We start from the raw sequence: 22,723 nt of genomic DNA, 5'->3' as shown, positions 1-22,723 counted from the left end.
CCTCGTTGACGATTTCGGGAAGATCGACAAAGCGCGCCGGAGAATGAAGCTCGCATTTTTTGCCGGCGGCGCCACATTTTGTTCTTGCTTTGTGCCGGCAGCTATGCTACTAATTTAGGTATGGTGCCAATTGGCGCCGCCGACCCGCCCACGGAGGCGGGTTTTTTTTATTTCAGGCTCCTTTTCGACCAAACGTCGCGCGTGCTGGCGACCATCGATGTCGGCGGGACAGTGCCCTGGACAGTGCCCCTCTGTCCTGCCGGACATCTCCCCCGCACGAGGGGGAGATTGCTAGTCTAGAGCGGCGGCCGATGCCGCCTCTTCTGAACGCGCGGCAGCATGCAACAAAAAAGCCCGCGAACCTTGCGGCTCGCGGGCTCATGTCGTCGGATGGTGGCGCCGGTCAGCTCTTCAGCTTGGCGTTGCAGAGGCTGTAGAAGCCGCCGCCTTTCTGGATCCACCTGAGGCCGCCCAGCGTGTTGGCGTCCTTGTTGGCGTAGTAGAGGTCGAGGCAGGTGTGCATGCGGCCCTTGGCCGGGGTCTCGGTTGCATACTTCTTGGAGATCGCCGTCGGGAATTTCACGCCCTGGGGGGCGGTGATGGTCGGCGGTTGCGGATCGCCGGTGTACTTGGCATCGGGAGCCGGCAGGGTGTCGTCGTCGGCTGCGCCGGCGCCGCATTGGCTCTTGCGGAAGTCGTTCCACTTCATGCCATTCAGCGTGTTGCCGGCCTTGGCAGCCTGATATTTGGCGCTGCAATCCGCCATGCTGAGGCCTTTGCCGGTATCGGTCGCGGCGGCTGTCGTCGCCTTGGCAGGTGCCGCGGCAGGCTGTGCGGCTGCAGTTGCGCCGGCGGCGCATTCACTCTTGCGGAAGTCGTTCCATTTCATGCCGTTGAGCGTGCCGGCAGCCTTGGCGGCCTGGTATTTGGTGCTGCATTCCTTGGCCGTCAGCCCAGGCGCCGCGTCATCGCTGCTGGCCGCCGCTGCTTTGGTCGTGGCGGCGGGTTGTGCGGCTGCCGTCGCGCCGGCGGCGCACTGGGTCTTGCGGAAATCGTTCCATTTCATGCCGTTGGGCGTGCCGGCAGCCTTGGCGGCCTGGTATTTGGTGCTGCACTCCTTCGCCGTCAGGCCCGGCGCCGCATCGTCGGCGGCGGCTGCCTTGGTCGTGTCGGCGGCCTTGGCCGTGGCTTTGGCTGGCGCGGGTTCGGTTGTAGCGGCGGTGGCATCGGTGCCGCATTGGGCCTTGCGGAACTGGTTCCAGTTCTGCCCGCCAAGCGTTCCCGCATCCTTGGCCGCGTTATACTTGGTGCTGCACTCGGCCATGGTCAGCGCGTTGGCAGGCGCCGCCAGGAATAAGGTCGCGACGGCAAGACCCGTCAAAGTGGCAAGTCGGTGGATGAGCATGCGTTTTCTCCCTACGGCGGTTCATGATATGTCCCAGTGCAGCAATAGCGCTCAACGGCTGGTTGCGCCAGATGCTAAGTAGCGTAGAGACAAATTTAGAAGTGCATTCTTTTCTTTAAGGTGATGAATTCGTTGCCGGGACCGTCTCCCGGCCAAGTTCGTCCGGGTGCATTGCACGGAGAGCGCGCATATGGCTGGTTCCCAGCGAGGACACTGCGTCGCATGACAGCCAGTCAAATCGGCGGGTGCGGCGGACCTGAGCCTACCACTGTCTGGAGCAGCACGATGCGGATTCGGGTTCAAGGCCACACTGCCACAGACCAAAGGATCCAGATGAGGTTTGAGTTGACGTTTCTGATGCTGCTGCCGCAACAAGGGCTCGGAACTTGAAAATCAACACACTAGCGTGACGCAAAACACACAAAACAATAATTTTCTAAGGATTGGTCGTCCATAATCATACAATGTGATGACGGGGCTTGGGCCATTTTATGGCATGAGATGCTCGGAAAGAACCATCGGGAAGCTGGCGAACATGGCAGGACATTATTTCGGTACGGACGGCATTCGTGGGCGCGCCAACAAGTTTCCAATGACGGCGGAGGTCGCCATGCGGGTCGGCATGGCCGCCGGCCTCTCCTTCCAGCGCGGCAGCCACCGCCACCGCGTCGTGCTCGGCAAGGATACCAGGCTTTCCGGCTACATGATCGAGAACGCGATGGTATCCGGCCTGTGCGCCGCCGGCATGGATGTCTTCCTGCTCGGCCCGATTCCGACGCCGGCTGTTGCCATGCTGGTGCGCTCGCTGCGCGCCGATATCGGGGTGATGATCTCTGCCTCGCACAATCCCTATTACGACAACGGCATCAAGCTGTTCGGTCCCGATGGCTATAAGCTGTCCGATGAGATCGAGGAGCGTATCGAGGGGATGCTCGACAAGGATATCGAACTGGCGCTCGCCGATTCCGATGGGCTCGGCCGCGCCAAACGCGTCGACGGCGTGCATGACCGCTATATCGAATTCGCCAAGCGCACGCTGCCGCGCTCGATGTCGCTGTCGGGCCTGCGCATCGTCGTCGATTGCGCCAATGGCGCCGCCTACAAGGTGGCGCCCGACGCGCTGTGGGAACTCGGCGCCGAGGTCGTTGCCATCAATGTCGAGCCCAACGGCTTCAACATCAACAAGGAATGCGGCTCGACTCATCCGGCCGGCCTGCAAAAGAAGGTGCACGAGGTGCGCGCCGATATCGGCATTGCGCTCGACGGCGATGCCGACCGCGTCGTCATCGTCGATGAAAACGGCGCGATCGTCGATGGCGACCAGATCATGGCACTGATCGCCGAGTCCTGGCACCAGAACGGACGGCTGGCCGGCGGCGGCGTCGTCTCGACGGTGATGTCCAATCTCGGCCTCGAACGCTTCCTCGGCGACATGAACCTGCAGTTGCATCGCACCAAGGTCGGTGACCGCTATGTCGTCGAGCACATGCGTGCCCATGGGCTCAATGTCGGCGGCGAACAGTCGGGCCACATCGTGCTGTCCGATTTCTCGACTACCGGCGACGGGCTCGTCTCGGCGCTCCAGGTGCTCGCCTGCATCAAGCGGCATAACCGGCCGGTCAGCGAACTGTCGAAGAAATTCGAGCCGGTGCCGCAGCTTTTGAAGAATGTGCATATTTCCGGCGGCAAGCCGCTGGAGGAGGCGCCGGTCAAGGCGGCGATCGAAGATGCGCGCAATCGCCTCGGCAAGGCCGGGCGCCTGGTCATCCGGCCATCCGGCACGGAGCCGCTCATCCGCGTCATGGCGGAGGGCGACGACCCGCAGCTTGTCGAGTCCGTGGTCAACGACATCGTCGAGGTCATTTCGGAAACGCGCAGCGCCGCCTGATCTCCCTCCAACATCGGTTCAAAAGCCCGCCTTGCCGGCGGGCTTTTTTATTGGGTCGCGGCCAGCTCCGCCTGCAGCAACGGCCGCCAGATTGCTCCACTTTTAGAGATTCGTGGTTAATCAATACGGTTAAACGCCTTTTAACCTTTCCGATTCATTATCCACAACTGAAGTCAATCACATTTCGGGCGCGTTCGCCGTTCGAGGGTTCTCAGGGGTGATAAGCATGTTCAACACAGCAAGAATGGCTCTCCTGGCCGCGCTGTTTGCCGGCGCCGGGCCGGCATTCGCCGCCGATTTCGTCGAGCCGCCCGTCGTCGAGGAGGCGCCGCCACCGGTTGCCTACGAGCAGCCGGCCGACTTTGGCGGCTGGTATATCCGTGGCGACATCGACTATCACTGGTCGAAGTTTCGTGGTGGCGACTACATCACCTACGGTGTGGCGCCCCAGAGTCCCGGCAAGTTCGATACAGGCAAGCTGGATGGCGCCTTCTCGGCCGGCGGCGGTGTTGGTTACCAGATCGACGAGCATTTCCGCACCGATCTCACCTTGGACTGGATGAGCAAGTCCAAATTCCGCGGCTCGACCAACGGCTTCTGCGGCGTATTACAAACCCCTTGCACATCCGTCGACACCTCGTCCTATTCGGCGCTGCTGCTCTTGGCCAACGCCTATGTCGACATCGGCACCTGGCATGGCGTCACGCCTTATGTCGGTGCCGGCATCGGCGGCGCCTGGGTTAAGTGGGATACACTCCACAACGTCGACGATGACGGCGAGTTCGAGCATCACGGCGGCAAAGGCTGGCGTTTTGCCTATGCTGCCATGGCGGGCGCCTCCTACTGCCTGACCGACCGCGTCAAACTCGACGTCGGCTACCGCTTCAGCCACATCAATGGCGGCAAGATGTTCGACTACGCTTCGGATAGCAATGTCGGCCCGGGCTATGACCGCGGCATCAACGTGCACGAAGTGCGCGGCGGCCTGCGCTACCAGTTCGGCAGGTCGGACTGCGCGCCGCCGGAGCCTTACGTCCCGGAACCCGAGCCGGTCTACACGAAGTAGTCGCTGCGAAATCGAGGAATTCGTCGACCGCCCGGCTGATGCCGGGCGGTTTCGTTTGGCTGCCTAAAGATGCTGCGTTGCCCTGTAACACCGTCCAGCTCGAGGAGCGAAAACGGATCAAATCAATTGCTAACGCCTTGTTATCCTTAACCCGCACTTAACCACTATGGTTAACAATGCTGTCTGAAACGGCGCGCGCGATCGCGAATGCGCCAAGTTCGGGAGCCGAGGACCATGACATCCAAATCGCCTGTAGCACTGGCGCTTGCAGCAGTCATCCTGATGCCGCTGACGCCGGCGCTTGGCGCCGATTACGATCCGCCGGTCTATGTCGACCAGGCGCCCGACTATGTACCGGTCGAGGTTGGCTCGGGATGGTATCTGCGCGGCGATGTCTCCTATCTGGTGCAGAAGAGCTTCAAGGATAAGGATTTCGCCTTCACGCCCGCGAGCTTCGACGAAAAGGAAGATCCCATCTTCGCCAGCATCGGCTTCGGCTACCATTTCAATGACTATCTGCGCGCCGATCTCAATGTCGGCTATCTTCCCGGCAACAAGATCGACGTCGGCTATAACGACGGAACGACCGTGGCATCGGCGACCCTGAAGAACTATGCCTTCTCAGGCATACTCAACGGCTATGTCGACCTTGGCACCTATGTCGGAATCACACCTTATCTCGGCGCCGGTGTCGGTGTCGTGCAGAGCAAGCGTCGCCTGTCGGCGAGCTACTTCACCGACAACGCCGACCCCACCGACGATTTCGTCCGGCATGACAACAAGACCCAGTACTCCTTCGCCTACACGCTGAATGCCGGGCTTGCGTACCAAGTGTCCAAGAACGTCTCAGTCGATCTGGGCTATCAGTATTTTTCCGCGCCAGACGCCGAATATGTGACTGCCGAGAGCCTGACTTCCTTTCCGATCCGCAAAGGGATCAACAATCATCAAGTCAAAGTCGGACTACGCTACGATCTCTGGTAGGCTCGATCGAAGCCGAGGCGTTGACAATGGCGGGTCGCAGGCCCGCCGTTTGCGTTTCGCCCCCGGCAATATCCTGACAGCGACAAAAACTTTCCCCTTGACGCCGAAAGCCTGAACGCATATCGCCATCCGTGGGCCACCCCTCCCCAACGAGGGGCCACTATCTGGAAGGATAGACCACGATGACCACGCATACGAAGCCCGGATTCCGTCCGGCAAATCGCAATTTTTCCTCAGGTCCCTGTGCAAAACGCCCCGGCTGGTCGGTCGAGGCGCTCAAAAATGCCGCGCTCGGGCGCTCGCACCGCGCCAAGATCGGCAAGACCAAGCTCGAACAAGCGATCGAGCTGAGCCGGGAAATCCTCCAGGTTCCGGCGGATTACCGCATCGGCATCGTGCCGGCCTCGGATACCGGCGCGGTCGAAATGGCGCTGTGGTCGCTGCTCGGCGAACGCGGCGTCGACATGGTCGCTTGGGAGAGCTTCGGCTCCGGCTGGGTCACCGATGTGGTCAAGCAGCTGAGGCTCGCCGATGTTCGCAGGTTAGAGGCGGACTACGGCGCACTGCCGGACCTGACCAAAATCGACTTCGACCGCGACGTGGTCTTCACCTGGAATGGCACGACGTCGGGTGTGCGCGTGCCGAACGGCGATTTCATCCCGGCCACCCGCAAGGGCCTGACCATCTGCGACGCTACTTCGGCGGCCTTTGCGCAACAGCTCGATTTCAGGAAACTCGACGTTGTCACCTTCTCCTGGCAGAAGGTGCTGGGCGGTGAGGGCGCGCACGGAATGCTGATCCTCAGCCCGCGCGCCGTGGAACGCCTGGAAAGCTACAAGCCGGCCTGGCCACTGCCGAAGATCTTCCGTCTCACCTCGGGCGGCAAGCTGATCGAAGGCATCTTCAAGGGCGAGACGATCAACACGCCGTCGATGCTGTGCGTCGAGGACTATCTCGACGCGCTGCGCTGGGCGAAGTCGATCGGCGGCCTCGACGCGCTGGTCACCAGAGCGGATGCCAATGCCGCTGTTCTCGATCGCTTTGTCGGAAAATCTTCCTGGCTCGGCCATCTTGCCGTAGACCCGGCGACGCGTTCGAACACGTCGGTCTGCCTTTCCTTCACCGATCCGGATGTCGCTGCACTCGACGCCGACGGACAGGCTGCATTCGCCAAGGCAATTGTCTCGGCGCTCGACAAGGAAGGCGTCGCCTACGACATCGGTGCCTACCGCGATGCACCGCCCGGCCTGCGCATCTGGTGCGGGGCGACAGTCGAGACCTCCGATGTCGAAGCGCTGCTGCCCTGGCTCGACTGGGCCTTTGCCGCGCAAAAGGCGTCGCTCAAAGCGGCGGCCTGACTCCCTCCCCCTCGAGGGGAGGGTGGCCCGAAGGGCCGGGTGGGGTCGCCTCCACCCGCTCAACGATCCGCCATCCAGAAAGAAAAAGATTTGGCCGCATCCGGCCGCAACGACCCCACCCCGGCGCTTCGCGCCGACCCTCCCCTCAAGGGGGAGGGACGCCAATCGCAAAGGACCAAGCCAATGCCCCGCGTTCTCGTCTCAGACAAACTTTCCACCACCGCCGTGCAGATATTCAGGGATCGCGGCATCGAGGTCGACTATTTGCCGGATCTCGGCAAGGACAAGGAAAAACTGCTCGAAGTGATCGGCCAGTATGATGGGCTGGCCATCCGCTCGGCGACAAAGGTCACGGAGAAGCTGATCAACGCCGCGACCAGGCTGAAGGTCGTGGGCCGCGCCGGCATCGGCGTCGACAATGTCGACATCCCGGCGGCGAGCCGCAAGGGCATCATCGTGATGAACACGCCCTTCGGCAATTCGATCACCACCGCCGAGCATGCCGTCGCCATGATCTTCGCGCTGGCCCGCCAGATACCGGAGGCCAACGCCTCGACCCACGCCGGCAAATGGGAAAAGAACCGCTTCATGGGTGTCGAGATCACCGGCAAGACGCTGGGCATCATCGGCTGCGGCAATATCGGTTCGATCGTCGCTACGCGCGGCGTCGGCCTGAAGATGCATGTCATCGCCTTCGATCCATTCCTGTCGGACAGCCGCGCCGAGGAGCTCGGCGTCGAAAAGGTCGAGCTCGACGAGCTGTTCGCCCGCGCCGACTTCATCACGCTGCACACGCCGCTTACCGACAAGACGCGCAACATCATCGACGCCGCGGCGATCGCCAAGATGAAGAACGGCGTGCGTATCATCAACTGCGCCCGTGGCGGGCTGATCGTCGAGGCCGACCTGATCGCGGCGCTGAAGAGCGGCAAGGTGGCCGGCGCCGGCATCGACGTGTTCGAGGTCGAACCGGCGGACAACAACGCACTGTTCGGCATGGAGAATGTCGTGGCGACGCCGCATCTCGGCGCGTCGACCACCGAAGCGCAGGAGAATGTCGCCCTGCATGTCGCCGAGCAGATGTCCGACTATTTGATCAAGGGCGCCGTTTCCAACGCCATCAACATGCCGTCGATCACCGCCGAAGAGGCGCCGCGGCTGAAACCTTTCGTCAAGCTTGCCGAAGTGCTCGGCGCCTTTGTCGGACAGGTCACCGAGGATCCGATCAAGGAGGTCGAGATACTGTTCGACGGCTCGACCGCGACGATGAACACGCGCGCGCTGATCAGTGCCACCCTTGCCGGGCTGATCCGGCCGCAGGTCTCCGACGTCAACATGGTGTCGGCGCCGATCATGGTGAAGGAGCGCGGCATCATCGTCGCCGAGGTCAAGCGTGACAAGTCGGGCGTGTTCGACGGCTATATCAAGCTGACGGTTAAGACCGAGCACAGGACGCGCTCGATCGCCGGCACCTGTTTCTCGGACGGCAAGCCGCGCTTCATCCAGATCAAGGGCATCAATCTCGACGCAGAGGTCGGCCAGCACATGCTCTACACGACCAATGCCGACGCGCCCGGCATCATCGGTCTGCTCGGCACGGTGTGCGGCGAGAACGGCGTCAACATCGCCAACTTCCAGCTCGGCCGCAACCGGCCGGGCGGCGATGCCATCGCATTGCTCTATCTCGATGCGCCGTTCCCGGAAAACGTGTTGGCGCAGGTGCGCTCGCACAAGTCGATCGACTCCGCCAAGCGGCTGCATTTCGATGTGGGGATAGCCTGAAATTCGGTCGCCCCGTGTGCAGCAGCACGCGGGGCGGTGGAACGTCGCGGCAAGCGACTTCATTCAGCAGCGGCCGCCATCTTCCGTCCGCTGTATTCGGCGAGGCTGATGCCACCGAGCACCAGCGCGAGAGCCAGCGCCTGATAGAGCTGGAATGTCTCACCGACAATCAGCACCGATAGCAGCGTACCGAAGATCGGCACCAGATTGATGAACAGGCCGGCCCGGTTGGCGCCGATCAGCTCGTTGCCCCTGATATAGAAGATCTGCGAGATGACCGAAGCACCGATGGCGGTATAGAACGCGACCGCCCAGCCGCGGGCATCGGGGACGATGACCTTGCCGGCGGCAATCTCCCACAGGAAGAAAGGCAGCGATGTGACGAGTGCGGCAACCGACAGCGCCAGCATCAGGCTCTGCCAGCGGATGACCGGCTTCAGCCGCAACCCCACCGAATAGAAGGAGTAGCAAAGCACGGCGACCAGCATGATCGCGTCGCCAAAGTTGAGATCCAGCTTGAGAAGCTGGCGCAGGTCGCCATGGCTCGCCGTCACCGCGACGCCAATGATGGTCAGCACGACGCCAGCTATCTGCACCCGGTTCACCCGCAGGCGAAACAGCACGAAATTGGCGATGATGATCACGATCGGTATCGCCGCCTGCTCGATCGAGACGTTGATCGCCGTCGTGTAGTTGAGCGCCGTGTAGAAGATCGCATTGAAAAAGGCGAAGCCGCAAGCGCCGAGCCCGCCAAGCAGCAACCAGTGCCTGCGCACCACCGGCCAGTCTTGGCGTAGCGTTCCCCAGCCGATCGGCAGCAGGATCAGAACCGCCAGCAGCCAACGCAGGAAGACCAGCGTCATCGGCGAGATATGACCGACCGCCAGCTTTCCCGCCACGGAGTTGCCGCCCCACAGCAAGGTGGTGAACAGCAGGAACAGATAGGCGGCTCGATGCATCGTGAACTCCCGGCCAGGCAGAGGGAATTTGACGGTCGGTGTGGGCCTATTGCGACCGCCAGCCCAAGTAAATGATGTCAAAGGCGAAAATTGTTGTGCCTCGGAGCGTTTTGGGCGGCAAAGAGTGGTCGCGCTCGCCGGGTCTTGACGCTATAGAGCGACGTGCGTGCAATTGGACGCTACAAAGTACGCGTCGGAAGGCTTTAATCTCGCGTCGTGCTTTTCCGAAAATCGATTCCGATTTTGGGGGCCGATGCGATAGAGGCCTATCGTTTCGAATTGTTTCAAGCTGCTCGTGCGGCGTCTCAAGGGAAAAGAAATATGGCCAATGTGGTGGTCGTCGGCTCGCAATGGGGCGATGAGGGCAAAGGCAAGATCGTAGACTGGCTGTCGGAGCGCGCCGATGTTGTCGTGCGCTTCCAGGGCGGCCACAATGCCGGCCACACGCTGGTCGTCGACGGCAAGGTCTACAAGCTGTCGCTGCTGCCGTCCGGCGTGGTGCGGCAAGGCAAGCTTTCCATCATCGGCAACGGCGTCGTCTTCGATCCGCACGCTTTCGTCGCGGAGGTTGCGAAATTGAAGGCGCAAGGCGTCGAGGTGACGCCAGACCGCCTGAAAATAGCCGAAAACACCGCGCTTATCCTGTCCTTGCACCGGGAGCTGGACGGATTTCGCGAGGACGCCGCTTCCAATTCCGGAACGAAGATCGGCACGACCCGTCGCGGCATCGGTCCCGCCTATGAAGACAAGGTGGGCCGGCGCGCGGTCAGGGTGATGGATTTGGCGGATTTGGAAACGCTGCCCTTGAAGGTCGACAGGCTGCTGACGCACCACAATGCGCTGCGGCGCGGGCTCGGCCATGCCGAGGTCACGCATGAGGCGATCATGAGCGAGCTGATCTCGGTGGCCGACGAGATCCTGCCCTATATGGACCGCGTCTGGAAAATCCTCGACGACAAGCGCCGCGCCGGCGAGCGCATCCTGTTCGAGGGCGCGCAAGGCACGTTGCTCGACATCGACCACGGCACCTATCCGTTCGTCACCTCGTCCAATACGGTTGCCGGTCAGGCCGCCGCCGGGTCGGGTGTCGGGCCGGGCGCCATCGGCTATGTGCTCGGCATCACCAAGGCCTATACGACGCGCGTCGGCGAAGGCCCGTTTCCAACCGAACAGAAGAACGAGATCGGCGAGTTCCTGGGCACGCGCGGCCATGAATTCGGCGTCGTCACCGGCCGCAAGCGGCGCTGCGGCTGGTTCGATGCCGTGCTGGTCCGCCAGGCCGTCGCCGTCAACGGCATCAAGGGCATTGCGCTGACCAAGCTCGATGTGCTCGATGGGCTGGACGAGATCAAGGTCTGTACCGGCTACCGACTCGACGGCGAGGCGATCGATTACCTGCCGGCCAGCCAGGGTGCGCAGGCCCGCGTCGAACCGGTCTACGAGACGCTGGAGGGGTGGAAAGGCACCACTGCCGGCGCGCGTAGCTGGAACGACCTGCCGGCCCAGGCGGTGAAGTACGTCCGCTACATCGAAGAGCTGATCGGCGCGCCGGTCGCACTCCTTTCCACCAGCCCTGAACGGGACGACACGATACTTGTGACCGATCCGTTTCAAGACTAGTTTCTCAGCCTTCCGGGCATTGCGGCTGATTTGCGGGGGCCGGCCCAGAAACAAATGCAGGTCGACTGACGTATGGTAGATTTTGTTCCTATTCTGAAAAAGGCGCTCGATAAACTCGGTGAGCCGTCGGCGGAAGTGCGCGCCAGGGTCTATGACAGGGCCCGTTCGTCAATCGCGAAACAACTCGCAGAGAAGGCCACGATGACGCCTTCCGATGTCGACCGGCAGATGCGTGCACTGGAAGACGCCATCGCCAAAGTCGAGCGGGACTATGCCAAGCCTGCGCCGCCACCCGACCCGCTGGCGGAACTGGAGGACATCTTCTCCTCCATCGACCGCAACAAGAACCAGTCCAGCCATATCCGACAGCCAGCAAAGACGGAGCCGGCATGGCAGCCGGCCAAGACCGAGCCGGCAAAGACCGGGCCGGCCTGGCAGCCCACGCCCGCCAAGGCGGCGCCGAACTGGCAAAAGCCGCAGCCCGTCGCTCTTTCTCAGGAGCGCGCTGGTCCGCCGCCGTCCGATATGGATCTTCCGACGGCTGACGGCCAAGACGGCGTTTTTCGGGGCGACGACTTTTCCAACGACGGCGGCCCCGCGGAGGACAGGTTCCAGCGGCTCCATCCTGCCGAGCGCAGGCGCAGCTATGGCGGTGTTATCGCCGCCGCCATTGCCTTGCTCGTCATTGCCGGTGGTGGCTATGGCATCTGGCTGAACAAGGATGCGTTCGGCAGCATGCTCGGCCTCGACTCGACCAAAGCCGTCGCCACCGAACCGCTGGTAAAACCAGCCCCGGCCAAGCCGGAGGCCGATGCGGCGGTACCGGCCGCCGCGCCTCCGACGGAGGCCGGCGAGGGCGCGAAGTTCACGCAGCGCCTGACGCCCGAGGGCCACGAAGTCGATCCCGGCCCCGCGGCCGGGCAGGCGGGCATCGGCGAAGGCGAATCCGTCGCCGCACTGACCACGCCGCCATCGGCCGCACAAGCGCCGACCATCCCGGCACCCGCCGCGCCGGCACCGGCCGCACCCGCCGACACGCAAGCCACGGCCGATGCTCCAGCAGTCGATGGGTCCGCTGCACCAACTCCCGCAACGCCGCCCGCCAACGGGGCAGCAGCGCCTGCAGCGGCCGCCCCGCCGCCCGCACCGGCAGCGGCACCAACGGCAGTTCCGCCGCAAGCCACGTTGGCCGTCGGCCAGAAGGCGATCTTCTACGAGGAGCGCACCAGCACCGCTCAAGGCTCGGCCGAGCCCGGCAACATCGTCTGGTCGCTGGTGCAGGAATCGCCCGGCGGCGACCTGCCGCCCGAGCCGGCGATCCGCGCCGAGGCGACCATTCCAGGCAAGGATATCCAGTTGCGCATGACGATCCGTCGCAACACCGACCAGACGCTGCCGGCCAGCCATATTATCGAGATGATCTTCCTGACGCCTGACGGCTTCGAGGGCGGCGGCGTCGACAACATCCTGCGTGTCGCCATGAAGGGCTCCGAGCAGGATGCCGGAAGCCCGCTGATCGGCATCCCGGCCAAGATCGCCGACGGTTTCTTCCTGGTTGCGCTCAACGATACCAAGGCGGATGAAGACGCCAATCTGACCTTGCTCAGAGGTCAGGACTGGATCGATGTGCCGGTCGTCTACAAGACCGGGCGGCGGGCGCTGCTCACCATGGAAAAGGGCATTCCAGGCGAGAAGGTGTTCGACGAGGCGCTAAAGGCCTGGCAGACAAAGACGGCGGGGTGAGGCCGGCTCACCAGCCCAACGCCTCTCTGGCTCAGAAGCCTTGGAACAGCATGTCGAGCGCGCTCACGATGTCGTCGTGATGGCGAGAAAGATTTCCTTCGGCAACGGGCAATTCAGAGGTCATCAAGGCTGACATGAATTGAGTGACCATGACATGGTCCTTACCGTTGATGGTGAAGATAGGGTTTAGCCGGCGGCCCGGCACTGGGGCCTTATTGGCTGGCATCAGTGGGACGACGACTTTCGTGTCGAGCCGTCCCAGAAAGTCGGATTGGACATCGAGAAGGTAACCGTCGCCTTCGGCACTCTGGTAGAAATCATAACGTGCCATCAAAACAGCCGGTGCTTGGCCAGAGGCAAGCCGTTGCGCCTGACATAGTCATTCGAACTGTCGATCGCTTCCTTGTTTTCCTCCTGCCACCGGCGGTTTTTTTCGGCCGAAATCGCCTTGGCGATGCCCTCTTCCGCAGCGCGGGATATATTGATGCCCAACGCCTTGGCATCCTCGATCAAGCGGGAGTCGATCGATGTATTAACCGACTTTCTTTGGGTTTTTGGATTCGATTGAAGCATACAGCCGCTCCCATTTATGCGCATAATGTAGGCGCATATGAGCGTGCATGCAACCTCTCAAGCCTCCATCTCTTCCCTTAGCATCTCGAGTTCCAGCCATTCCTCCTCGAGCGCTGCCAGTGTGACGCGCTCCTTGTCGAGCGCGGCAATCGTCTTCTGGAACGAGGCCGGGTCGCGCTCGTAATAGGCCGGATCGGCGATGTTGTTCTCCAGCCGCGAGATCGAGGCCGACACCGCCTCGATCTTCTTGGGTAAGGTTTCCAGCGCGAATTTCTGCTTGAACGACAGTTTCTTGGCCGGGCCCTTCGGTGCGGCCGCTTCGCTCCTGCTTGCCGCCGTCGCGTCGCCGGCTTCTGCTTTTGGCCGCGCCCTGCGGTCGTCCAGCCTGGTGCCGCCGCGCTGCGCCAGCATGTCGGAATAGCCGCCGGCATATTCGATCCAGCGGCCGTCACCATCCGGCGCGATGATGCTGGTCACGGTGCGGTCGAGGAAATCGCGATCGTGGCTGACCAGGATCACCGTGCCGGCAAAGCCGGCGACCAATTCCTGCAGCAGCTCCAGCGTCTCCATATCGAGGTCGTTGGTCGGCTCGTCGAGCACAAGCAGGTTTGCCGGCCGCGCCAAAACGCGGGCGAGGATCAGCCGCGCCCGCTCGCCGCCCGAAAGCTCGCGCACCGGCGTGCGCGCCTGTTCCGGCTTGAACAGGAAGTCTTTCATGTAAGAGACGACGTGGCGCTGCTCGCCATTGATGACGAGGTTCTCGCCGCGCCCGTCGGTGAGATACTGCGCCAATGTCTCCTGCGGGTCGACGGCTTCGCGCTTCTGGTCGAGCGTGGCGATCTCCAGATTTGTGCCGAGCCGCACCGTGCCCGCGTCCGGCTTCAATTCGCCGGTCAGCATCTTCAACAGCGTCGTCTTGCCGGCGCCGTTCGGCCCGACCAGACCGACGCGATCGCCGCGCTGGATGCGGGTCGAGAATCCCTTGACCACGGTCAGATCGCCAAAGCTCTTCTCGATGTTCTTGGCTTCGATCACCCGTTTGCCGGATTCGGCGGCGTCGCTGGCTGTCATCGTCGCCGCACCCTCGGCGCCGCGGTGGCCGCGAAAGCGCTGGCGCATGGTCTGCAACTCACCGAGCCGGCGCATGTTGCGCTTGCGCCTTGCCGTCACGCCATAGCGCAGCCAGTGCTCCTCGCGCACGATCTGGCGACCGAGCTTGTGCTGCTCGCGCTCTTCCTCCTCCAGCACCGTGTCGCGCCATTCCTCGAAATAGCCAAAGCCCTTGTCGAGACGGCGGGTCTGGCCGCGGTCGAGCCAGATTGTGGCGCGCGACACGCGCTCGAGAAAACGGCGGTCATGCGAGATGACGAACAGTGCCGAGGAGGTGCGGGCAAGCTCCTCCTCCAGCCATTCGATGACCGAAAGGTCAAGATGATTGGTCGGCTCATCGAGGAGGAGAATGTCGGGCTCCGGCGCCATGACGCGGGCGAGGGCGGCGCGCCGCGCCTCGCCGCCGGAGAGGTCGTTCGGCCGTTCCTCGCCGGTCAGGCCGAGATGCTCCATCAGATAGGTGGCGCGGTAGGGATCGTCGGCCGGCCCGAGCCCCGCCTCGACATAGGCGCGGACAGTCGCAAAGCCGTCCATGTCGGGCATTTGCGGCAAGTAGCGCACGGTCGCCGAAGGCTGGCGGAAGACTTCGCCGTCCTGCGGTTCGATCAGCCCGGCGGCGATCTTGAGGAGCGTCGACTTGCCAGAGCCGTTGCGGCCGACCAGGGCGATCTTGTCGCCAGCAGAGGCCGTCAGGGCGGCACCGTCGAGCAGCGGCGTGCCGCCAAAGGTCAGCTTTATCCCGTCGAGATTGAGAATTGGCGGCGCCATGTCGGCTTTCTGGGCTCAGCTTTCCGGAAGAGGATAGGGATGTGCGAGCAGCAGCACGCGGCCGCTGGCCAGCGCGATTTCCAACCGGCCCCTGACCTCGTTGGAAATGGTCAGCGACGAGCCGAACGCAACCTCGACATGGTCGAGCGGCCATTTGGCACCGGTGACGCTCAGGCCGGCGAGATCGGAGAAGCCGAGCACCGAAAACAGCGTGCCGTCGGCATAGTCGAAGCCAGTCTTTCCCGGCAGCAAGGGAATGCCTTCCTGTGCGCCGCTGGTCAAAAGCACTTCCGTCCCGCCTTCCGCCAGCCGGACGCTTAGCGCCAGATGCAGGAAGATGTGGTCGGTGCGTTTGCCGCCGAAGGCGCCTGCGAGCACAAGGCTTGTCGCACCGCGTTCGAGCGCGGCGGCGATAGCGAGTTCACCGTCGGTCTTGTCCTTTTCAGCGGGAAACACCTGCCGTGGCACGGCGGCCAGATCTTCCGGCAAATCGGCAGGCACCGAATCGAAATCGCCGACCCAGAGTTCCGGCCTCAGGCCCAGCATACGGGCATGGCCGATGCCGGAGTCGGCAGCGATGACACGCGAGCCTTCGACCTGGCGGTCGAGCAGCGGCGTGCGGATGAGATCGCCGCCAAGCAGGATGGTGAATGTGCTCATATCTCGTGGCCCTTACCAGCCCTGCCCCGGAAACGGAAGATGAAACGGCAGACGAAACGGAAGGCTGGGCTTTGGATGCCCGGCAAACTTCCGCTTGCGCAGCACTTCGGCCGGGCCTATGTGTCGCAACGCTCTAACGGGGTGCCGGACGCGATTTTCGCGGACCGGCTGAGAGGCAAGACTGCCAACCCGCTGAACCTGATCCGGTTTGTACCGGCGGAGGGATTAGACGTTTCGGACAGCCCGACGCCTCAATTCCTTTCAACGCGAACGAAGGAGGCGCCGATGCGCAGTTTTTTCCACTCTCTTGTCTCAATTGTCCTGCTTGCGGCATCCGCGCTCGCCTTGCCAGGGCAGGCATCGGCACAGGATAGACTGACGGTCTATACCTATGAAAGCTTCACCGCCGATTGGGGTCCGGGACCGGCGGTGAAGAAGGCCTTCGAGGCCGAATGCAGTTGCGTCGTCGAATTCGTCTCGGTCGCCGACGGCGTGGCGCTGCTCAACCGTGTGAAGCTGGAAGGCGCCGCGACCAAGGCCGATATCGTACTTGGCCTCGATACCAATTTGACGGCGGATGCCAAGGCAACCGGCCTGTTTTCGCCGCATGGCGCAATATCGGGCGTCAGTGTGCCGGGCGGCTGGAGCGACGATATTTTCGTGCCGTTCGACTATGGCTATTTCGCCGTCGTCTACGATACCGAAAAACTGACGAGCCCGCCGAAGAGCCTCAGGGAATTGGTCGAGGGCGATGCCGGAGAGAAGATCGTCATCCAGGATCCGCGCACCTCGACGCCGGGCCTTGGCCTGCTGCTGTGGGTCAAGTCGGTCTATGGCGACAAGGCGCCGGAAGCCTGGGCCAAACTCAAGGCGAAGGTGCTGACGGTAACGCCGGGCTGGAGCGAGGCCTACGGCCTGTTCACCAAGGGCGAGGCGCCGATGGTGCTGTCCTACACCACCTCGCCGGCCTACCACATGGTCGCCGAAAACACCGAGCGCTACCAGGCGGCGTCCTTCGAGGAGGGCGAATATCTGCAGATCGAGGTTGCGGGGATCACCACCAAGGGTGCGAAGAACCCGCTGGCAGAAAAGTTCATTGCCTTCATGACCGGACCGAAATTCCAGGATGTCATTCCCGAAACCAACTGGATGTTCCCGGCCGGCAAAACCGACAAGCCGCTCAACCCGGCGTTCGACAAGCTGGTCAAGCCGACCAAGACCTTGCTGTTCAGCCCGGAAGACGTCGCGGCCAACCGCAAGGCCTGGGTCGATGAGTGGCTTGCGGCGATGAGCAAGTAGGGCTCAAGCCTCGTCGGATGTTTACGCCAAGCCACCCCCCTCTGGCCTGCCGGCCATCTCCCCCTCAAGGGGGGAGATCGGCAGCTTTGTCGCCTCTCCTCGTCCTGCCACTTGTGAGATTGGCGAAGGCGGCTGAGTGCGCAATCTCCCCCCTTGAGGGGGAGATGGCCGGCAGGCCAGAGAGGGGTGGGCTCGGCCATTGTCAGGTATTTCCTTCGATCAACGCCTGTCTCGGGTAGCGCGACATGCGTACGCGTCATCCGGCCGATCCCCGCGTCACCGCCGGCATCGTCGCGCTCGCTGCCATCGCGCTGCTTATCGGCGGAGCATTCGCCGGGCTCCTCGTCGAAGCTACGCGCGACCTGTCCGGCGCCGCTTCCGCCTTCGATTCCTATCTCCTGCGTGTTGCCCGCTTCACGCTCTGGCAGGCTCTGTTGTCGACCCTGCTCTCCGTCGCACCGGCGCTGTTCGTCGCGCGCGCCCTGTCGCGGCATCCGCGTTTTTTCGGGCGAGGCTTCATCCTCCAGCTTTTCGCCGTGCCGCTGGCGCTGCCGGCCATTGTTGCCGCACTCGGTGTCTTGGCACTCTATGGCCGCGCCGGGTATTTCGCCGGCACGCTCGGCGCGATTGGCGGGCAGAGCTGGCCCGGCATCTATGGCCTGTCGGGCATTCTCGTCGCCCACGTCTTCTTCAACCTGCCGCTGGCGACGCGGCTGTTCCTGGAAGCGCTGCAGACCGTGCCGGCCGACCAATGGCGGCTGGCGAGCCAGCTTGGCATGGGGGCTGCGCCGGCCTTCCGGCTGATCGAATGGCCGCCGCTGCGTGCGGCCTTGCCGGGCGTTGCCGGGCTCGTTTTCATGCTGTGCATCACCTCCTTCACCATCGTGCTTACGCTCGGCGGCGGACCCAGAGCGACGACGCTGGAGGTTGCCATCTACCAGGCGCTGCGTTTCGACTTCGACCCGGCGCGGGCTGTGACGCTGACCCTGCTGCAGATTGCCCTGACCTTCGTCGTCGTGCTGGCCTTGACGCGGCTCGGCGCCAATATGGTCGGGGATGCCAATCTGCCGGTGGCGCCGCGCCGGTATTTTTCAGCCGGTGCGGCCGAGACCGTGCTGAACGCATTGGCGATCGGGCTCGCACTGCTGTTTGTCGCCGGGCCGATGGCGGCCACGTTGGCAGCCGGGCTTGGCGCCGATCTCGGCCGCCTGGCCGGCGAGAGCGCGGTGCGGCAAGCGACGGCGACCAGTGCCGTGCTCTCCCTCCTATCGGCGCTGCTCTCTGTGGCGTTGTCGCTGTCGCTGGTCGTGGCGCGCCGGGCGCTGGCGCTCACCCGGCGGCAGGGCCGGCGGACACTGCTCGAACATCTGGCCGACACCGGTGCGGGGTTCGTCCTGGTGGTGCCGCCCATCGTCATCGGCGCCGGCTGGTTCCTGCTCTTGCGCACCGTCGGCGATGTCTTTGCGATCGCCCCTGTCATGGTCGTTACGGTCAATGCGGTGATGGCGATGCCGTTCGCCATCCGCGCCATTCGCCCTGCCTATGACGCGGCGAGCGAACGCCACGAACGGCTCTGCGCACAGCTTGGTATCTTGGGCTGGAACCGGTTGCGGCTGGTCGACTGGCCGTCGCTGCGGCGGCCGCTCGCCACCGGCTTCGCGTTCGCCATGGCGCTGTCGCTCGGCGATCTCGGCGTCATTGCGCTATTCGGCAGCGATTCCGTGCAGACCTTGCCCTATCTGCTGCTGGCGCGCATGGGCAGTTACCGCACCGAGGATGCGGCCGGCCTGGCGCTGCTGCTCGGCCTTGTCTGCCTGGCGCTGGTGTTGGCCGCAGACTGGCTGGGAAGGAGGGAGAAATCATGATGCCGATCAGCCCGGAACGGTCCATTTCCGTCGAAAAAGGCGCGGCCGTGCGGCTCGATAATGTCTCGTTCAGCTATGGTGAAACGCCGCTTATATTCGATGTTGATTTCCCGGCGTCGGAAATCACCGCCATCATGGGGCCGAGCGGTTCGGGAAAGTCGACGCTGCTCAATCTGGTGGCCGGCTTCGAGACGCCGCGGTCGGGCCGCGTGCTGATCGGCGGCGCCGACGTCAGCACTGCGCCGCCATCAGCGCGGCCGGTATCGATGGTGTTCCAGGAAAACAACCTGTTTGCCCATCTTTCCCTCGAGCAGAATGTCGGGCTCGGCCGCTCGCCTTCGCTCAGGCTGAGCGACGCTGACCGCGCCGCAATCGCCGCAGCGCTGAAGCGCGTCGGCCTTGCCGGCAAGGAAAGCCGGCTGCCGCGCGAACTCTCGGGCGGCGAGCGGCAGCGCGTCGCGCTCGCCCGTGTCCTGGTGCGCGACCGGCCGGTGTTGTTGCTCGACGAGCCGTTCGCTTCGCTCGGACCGGCACTGCGCGACGACATGCTCGACCTGGTGGCCGACGTCCATTCGGAGCAGCGCATGACGGTGCTATTCGTCACGCACCAGCCGGACGATGCGCGCCGTATCGGCCAAAACATGATTTTCCTGGATGGTGGCACGGTTGCCGCGACGGGCACCGCGGCCGATTTTTTCGTCGGGGCTGGACCGGAGGCATTCCGACGTTATATCGGCTCGGGTCCGTTTGCGGTTGGATCACGAGATGTTGCCCGGAAGGGGACATAATTTATGGTCAAACCGGCGGAAGGCGAAGCGGCGCTTGCTTGCCATGGTCGAGGTAGTGTGGCTAGGTCCGCCAGGAGCTGGTCCGGCTTAGACCGTGATTTGCCCTTGCTGCCTCGTATCTGTCGGACGCACGAAGGACGCCGTAGCTCTTGATTTTGCGCGTGATGCTTTCCGGAAATCGCGCCCGATTTTCGCGGTCACGTCCCAGGACTTGAAAGGAAGCCGATCTGCCGACCGGCATCGACAATCGGAGGGTGAAACCGCTGGCGCGCTTTCTGGCGCTGGCCGGTCTCGCCGTGGCGCTGGCAAGCTGCCAGATGTTCACGCCTCCCGACGTGCAGGAATCAGGCTTTCAGCCCTCAGACAAGCCGATCACGGTCGACAATGTCGCCGCCAACGGCAAGCTCGCTCAACTGGCGAAGGCGCAGCACCCGCGCATCCTCGCCACCTATGGCGGCGAGTATTCCGACCCCAAGCTCGAGCGCATGGTGGCCAAGATCGTCGGCAGACTGACCGTGGTGTCGGCCAACCCGACCCAGACCTACCGCATCACCATCCTCAACTCGCCCAACGTCAATGCCTTCGCCCTGCCGGGCGGCTATCTCTACATCACCCGCGGGCTGCTGGCGCTGGCCAACGATTCGGCCGAGCTTGCCGCCGTCATTGCGCATGAGATGGGCCACGTTACGGCCAACCACGGCCTGCAGCGGCAGCAGCTGGAAGCCGAGGAGGGGTTGGCGACCAAGGTCGTTTCGGATGTGCTCGGCGACAACCCGACGGCCAAGGCGGCGCTGATCCGCGGCAAGCTGAGGCTGGCCCAGTTCTCGCGCAATCAGGAGCTGGAGGCCGACGCCATCGGCATCAAGTCGATCGGCGAAGCCGGTTTCGACCCCTACGCCGCCGGCCGCTTCCTGCAGTCGATGTCGGCCTATACCGATTTCCGCTCAATCAGTGGCGCTACCGACGCCAGCCTCGACTTCCTGGCGACGCACCCCAACACGCCGCAGCGTATAGACCTCGCGCAGCGCCACGCCCGCCAGTTCGGCGCGCCCGGTGTCGGGTCGCGCGACCGCGATTCATTTCTTGCCGGCGTAGACGGGCTGCTTTACGGCGACACGCCGGAGGAAGGCTATGTGCGCGGCGAAACCTTCCTGCATCCTGGCCTCGGCGTGTCGTTCTCGGTGCCCAACGGCTTCATCATCGACAATTCGGCGGCGGCGGTGACGGCGACCGGCCCGGGTGACATGGCGATCCGCTTCGACGGCGTTTCGATCGACAAGAACCGCTCGCTGACCGACTACATCCGGAGCGGTTGGGTTGCCGGCCTCGACGACAGCAGCGTGCGCCAGGAGACGATCAACGGCAACGAAGCGGCAACCGCGCATGCCGGCGCCGATGGCTGGCAATTCGATATTGCGGTGATCCGCGCCGGCGGCCAGGTCTACCGCTTGCTGACCGCGGCACCTTCGGCCAGCACCTCGCTGAGCACGGTGGCGCGCTCGGTCAGCGGCTCGTTCCGCATCCTGAGTGCTGCCGAGAAGGCGGCGTTGAAGCCACTGCGTATCCGCATCGTCACGGTGCAACCCGGCCAGACAATGGGCTCCCTGGCCGCACAGATGGTCGGCGTCGACCGCAAGCTGGATTTGTTCAGGGTGCTCAACGCGCTGTCGCCGGGTGCCGCGGTTTCGGCCGGCGACAAGGTCAAGATCGTCACCGACAAATAGCAGCCGACGCGATTCAGGCTGCGAGAAATTCCGGATTCTGCTTTACCAGCGCCGCCTTGAGCTTTTCCATGGCGCGCGCCTCGATCTGCCGGACACGTTCCTTGGAGATGCCGAGCGTCTCGCCGAGCGCTTCGAGCGTCGCGCCCTCGTCGCTCAGCCGGCGTTCCTCGATAATCCTGAGCTCGCGCGCATTGAGAGCGCCGAGTGCCGTCTTCAGCCAGACAGAGCGGCGTTCGACGTCGATCGTATCGCCGACGACCTCATCGGGCAGCGGGTCATCCGAAACCAGGAACTCCATCCGCTCGGTTGCGCCCGCATCGTCGGCTAGCGGTGTGTTGAGCGAGCTGTCCGGCGCCGAAAGGCGGGAATCCATCATCGCCACATCGGCCTCCGATACCCCGAGAGCCGCCGACACTTCGCGGTAGAGCGTGGCATTCGACATCTGCTCGGCGCCGTTTGCCAGGCGGGCGCGCAGACGCCGCAGGTTGAAGAACAGCGCCTTTTGCGCCGAGCTAGTGCCGCCGCGCACGATCGACCAGTTGCGCAGGATATAGTCCTGCATCGAGGCGCGAATCCACCAAGTCGCGTAGGTCGAGAACCGGACCTCGCGCTCGGGCTCGAAACGGGCCGCTGCCTCCAGCAGCCCGACATGGCCTTCCTGGATCAGGTCGCCCAGCGGAAGGCCGTAGTGGCGAAACCGCGACGCCATGGAAATGACCAACCGCATATGCGCGACGGTGATGCGGTGCAGCGCGTGCTGGTCATTGTTTTCCTTCCAGCGCAGCGCCAGGAGATGCTCTTCGTCACGTTCCAGATAAGGGGCTTTCATCGCCGCGCGAACCATGGTCCGTCCTGCACTGTCTTCCATCATGCCGCGCTCCTGCTCCAGGCGTTGCGGTGCGATCGAATCGTGAGTTGGCGCCGATGGTTGAAATGGCGGCGCCGCGCCCTACAACAGCGAAGAACGTGCCATGCGGGGGAATGTTCCCCCGGACTGTCATGTCGATTGCGCTGTTCCAGGCGATTCGCCACCGGCCTTGACTCAGCCGGATGGCGCCCGGAGATGCTGGTTGAGAATTGGATTTCAAGGGCGCGAGATTTTTGAAATTTAGTTTCTTATTCTGGCATCGC

At 63.4% G+C, this 22,723-nt stretch carries 18 protein-coding genes and 1 riboswitch; of the genes, 11 read left to right on the top strand and 7 right to left on the bottom strand.

Translation table 11 applies throughout. From position 1 onward, the window contains the following. Positions 1–403: 403 nt before the first annotated feature. On the bottom strand, positions 404–1,066 hold the full coding sequence (locus tag NKI58_RS02100) for a hypothetical protein (RefSeq protein ID WP_352621115.1): 663 nt from the start codon (positions 1,064–1,066) through the stop codon (positions 404–406). A gap of 874 nt (positions 1,067–1,940) precedes the next feature. On the opposite strand from NKI58_RS02100, the gene glmM reads away from it, so the two are divergent. From glmM to serA, 5 genes are all read left to right on the top strand, one after another. After that, positions 1,941–3,293, top strand: a complete 1,353-nt coding sequence (gene glmM, locus NKI58_RS02095) for a phosphoglucosamine mutase (RefSeq protein ID WP_352454889.1) — start codon at positions 1,941–1,943, stop codon at positions 3,291–3,293. A 226-nt stretch (positions 3,294–3,519) separates the two neighbouring features. Continuing rightward, positions 3,520–4,359 (top strand): outer membrane protein, encoded by an 840-nt coding sequence (locus tag NKI58_RS02090; protein WP_352454888.1) that lies wholly within the window; start codon positions 3,520–3,522, stop codon positions 4,357–4,359. A gap of 234 nt (positions 4,360–4,593) precedes the next feature. Then, entirely contained in the window at positions 4,594–5,343 is a 750-nt protein-coding gene (locus tag NKI58_RS02085) for an outer membrane protein (RefSeq protein WP_023680658.1), read from the top strand. Positions 5,344–5,525: 182 nt separating this feature from the next. After that, complete coding sequence (locus tag NKI58_RS02080) at positions 5,526–6,701, top strand: phosphoserine transaminase (RefSeq protein WP_352783154.1); 1,176 nt, start codon at positions 5,526–5,528, stop codon at positions 6,699–6,701. A gap of 183 nt (positions 6,702–6,884) precedes the next feature. Then, positions 6,885–8,483, top strand: coding sequence for a phosphoglycerate dehydrogenase (gene serA, locus NKI58_RS02075; RefSeq protein WP_023680656.1), 1,599 nt, complete (start codon positions 6,885–6,887; stop codon positions 8,481–8,483). Positions 8,484–8,542: 59 nt separating this feature from the next. On the opposite strand, the gene NKI58_RS02070 is transcribed toward serA, so the two are convergent. After that, complete coding sequence (locus NKI58_RS02070) at positions 8,543–9,442, bottom strand: DMT family transporter (protein WP_352783156.1); 900 nt, start codon at positions 9,440–9,442, stop codon at positions 8,543–8,545. A 321-nt stretch (positions 9,443–9,763) separates the two neighbouring features. Here NKI58_RS02070 and NKI58_RS02065 point away from each other — a divergent pair, with 321 nt between their 5' ends. Both NKI58_RS02065 and NKI58_RS02060 read left to right on the top strand, forming a co-directional pair. Continuing rightward, the gene (locus NKI58_RS02065; RefSeq protein ID WP_023680654.1) at positions 9,764–11,062 is read left to right on the top strand and encodes an adenylosuccinate synthase; all 1,299 of its coding nucleotides are present in this window, start codon (positions 9,764–9,766) and stop codon (positions 11,060–11,062) included. A gap of 72 nt (positions 11,063–11,134) precedes the next feature. Further along, positions 11,135–12,805 (top strand): hypothetical protein, encoded by a 1,671-nt coding sequence (locus NKI58_RS02060; RefSeq protein ID WP_352824140.1) that lies wholly within the window; start codon positions 11,135–11,137, stop codon positions 12,803–12,805. A gap of 31 nt (positions 12,806–12,836) precedes the next feature. Here the strand turns inward: NKI58_RS02060 and NKI58_RS02055 are convergent, their stop codons facing one another. The 4 genes from NKI58_RS02055 to NKI58_RS02040 all read right to left on the bottom strand — a co-directional run bounded on the left by NKI58_RS02055 (position 12,837) and on the right by NKI58_RS02040 (position 15,916). Then, entirely contained in the window at positions 12,837–13,136 is a 300-nt protein-coding gene (locus tag NKI58_RS02055; RefSeq protein ID WP_352783161.1) for a CcdB family protein, read from the bottom strand. Further along, a complete protein-coding gene (locus tag NKI58_RS02050) occupies positions 13,136–13,318 on the bottom strand; it encodes a type II toxin-antitoxin system CcdA family antitoxin (RefSeq protein WP_023680565.1) in 183 nt (60 codons plus the stop codon). Before NKI58_RS02050 ends, NKI58_RS02055 begins: the two co-directional genes overlap by 1 nt. Before the next feature lie 117 nt (positions 13,319–13,435). Continuing rightward, positions 13,436–15,256: an ABC-F family ATP-binding cassette domain-containing protein gene (locus tag NKI58_RS02045; protein ID WP_352783164.1), complete on the bottom strand. Its 1,821-nt coding sequence runs from the start codon at positions 15,254–15,256 to the stop codon at positions 13,436–13,438. A gap of 15 nt (positions 15,257–15,271) precedes the next feature. After that, positions 15,272–15,916 (bottom strand): thiamine diphosphokinase, encoded by a 645-nt coding sequence (locus NKI58_RS02040; RefSeq protein ID WP_352826492.1) that lies wholly within the window; start codon positions 15,914–15,916, stop codon positions 15,272–15,274. 127 nt (positions 15,917–16,043) lie between these two features. Continuing rightward, positions 16,044–16,158, top strand: a riboswitch (TPP riboswitch). Between the two features lie 43 nt (positions 16,159–16,201). Between NKI58_RS02040 and thiB the strand changes: the two genes are divergently transcribed. From thiB to NKI58_RS02020, 4 genes are all read left to right on the top strand, one after another. Next, entirely contained in the window at positions 16,202–17,215 is a 1,014-nt protein-coding gene (thiB, locus tag NKI58_RS02035) for a thiamine ABC transporter substrate binding subunit (RefSeq protein WP_352853039.1), read from the top strand. 245 nt (positions 17,216–17,460) lie between these two features. Further along, the gene (gene thiP / locus NKI58_RS02030; protein ID WP_352783168.1) at positions 17,461–19,080 is read left to right on the top strand and encodes a thiamine/thiamine pyrophosphate ABC transporter permease; all 1,620 of its coding nucleotides are present in this window, start codon (positions 17,461–17,463) and stop codon (positions 19,078–19,080) included. Further along, positions 19,077–19,868, top strand: a complete 792-nt coding sequence (gene thiQ / locus NKI58_RS02025) for a thiamine ABC transporter ATP-binding protein (protein ID WP_352783171.1) — start codon at positions 19,077–19,079, stop codon at positions 19,866–19,868. The genes thiP and thiQ overlap by 4 nt, the downstream gene beginning before the upstream one ends. 254 nt (positions 19,869–20,122) lie before the next feature. After that, a complete protein-coding gene (locus NKI58_RS02020; RefSeq protein ID WP_352574751.1) occupies positions 20,123–21,592 on the top strand; it encodes a M48 family metalloprotease in 1,470 nt (489 codons plus the stop codon). A 13-nt stretch (positions 21,593–21,605) separates the two neighbouring features. On the opposite strand, the gene NKI58_RS02015 is transcribed toward NKI58_RS02020, so the two are convergent. Beyond that, positions 21,606–22,463, bottom strand: coding sequence for an RNA polymerase factor sigma-32 (locus NKI58_RS02015; protein ID WP_023680558.1), 858 nt, complete (start codon positions 22,461–22,463; stop codon positions 21,606–21,608). Positions 22,464–22,723 lie beyond the last annotated feature (260 nt).

The sequence above is a fragment of the Mesorhizobium sp. M0522 genome (genome assembly GCF_040321085.1).
In the GTDB taxonomy this organism is placed as follows: Bacteria; Pseudomonadota; Alphaproteobacteria; order Rhizobiales; family Rhizobiaceae; genus Mesorhizobium.
Note: the sequence above shows the minus strand (reverse complement) of the source record. Positions and strands in the feature narration are given on the sequence as shown.

Excerpts from the sequence above, each read along its gene's own strand:
- NKI58_RS02100 (WP_352621115.1), bottom strand. The coding sequence starts at position 1,066 with ATGAAATGGAACGATTTCCGCAAGACCCAGTGCGCCGCCGGCGCGACG.
- glmM (WP_352454889.1), top strand. The coding sequence starts at position 1,941 with ATGGCAGGACATTATTTCGGTACGGACGGCATTCGTGGGCGCGCCAAC.
- NKI58_RS02090 (WP_352454888.1), top strand. The coding sequence starts at position 3,520 with ATGTTCAACACAGCAAGAATGGCTCTCCTGGCCGCGCTGTTTGCCGGC.
- NKI58_RS02085 (WP_023680658.1), top strand. The coding sequence starts at position 4,594 with ATGACATCCAAATCGCCTGTAGCACTGGCGCTTGCAGCAGTCATCCTG.
- NKI58_RS02080 (WP_352783154.1), top strand. The coding sequence starts at position 5,526 with ATGACCACGCATACGAAGCCCGGATTCCGTCCGGCAAATCGCAATTTT.
- serA (WP_023680656.1), top strand. The coding sequence starts at position 6,885 with ATGCCCCGCGTTCTCGTCTCAGACAAACTTTCCACCACCGCCGTGCAG.
- NKI58_RS02070 (WP_352783156.1), bottom strand. The coding sequence starts at position 9,442 with ATGCATCGAGCCGCCTATCTGTTCCTGCTGTTCACCACCTTGCTGTGG.
- NKI58_RS02065 (WP_023680654.1), top strand. The coding sequence starts at position 9,764 with ATGGCCAATGTGGTGGTCGTCGGCTCGCAATGGGGCGATGAGGGCAAA.
- NKI58_RS02060 (WP_352824140.1), top strand. The coding sequence starts at position 11,135 with ATGGTAGATTTTGTTCCTATTCTGAAAAAGGCGCTCGATAAACTCGGT.
- NKI58_RS02055 (WP_352783161.1), bottom strand. The coding sequence starts at position 13,136 with ATGGCACGTTATGATTTCTACCAGAGTGCCGAAGGCGACGGTTACCTT.
- NKI58_RS02045 (WP_352783164.1), bottom strand. The coding sequence starts at position 15,256 with ATGGCGCCGCCAATTCTCAATCTCGACGGGATAAAGCTGACCTTTGGC.
- NKI58_RS02040 (WP_352826492.1), bottom strand. The coding sequence starts at position 15,916 with ATGAGCACATTCACCATCCTGCTTGGCGGCGATCTCATCCGCACGCCG.
- thiB (WP_352853039.1), top strand. The coding sequence starts at position 16,202 with ATGCGCAGTTTTTTCCACTCTCTTGTCTCAATTGTCCTGCTTGCGGCA.
- thiP (WP_352783168.1), top strand. The coding sequence starts at position 17,461 with ATGCGTACGCGTCATCCGGCCGATCCCCGCGTCACCGCCGGCATCGTC.
- thiQ (WP_352783171.1), top strand. The coding sequence starts at position 19,077 with ATGATGCCGATCAGCCCGGAACGGTCCATTTCCGTCGAAAAAGGCGCG.
- NKI58_RS02015 (WP_023680558.1), bottom strand. The coding sequence starts at position 22,463 with ATGATGGAAGACAGTGCAGGACGGACCATGGTTCGCGCGGCGATGAAA.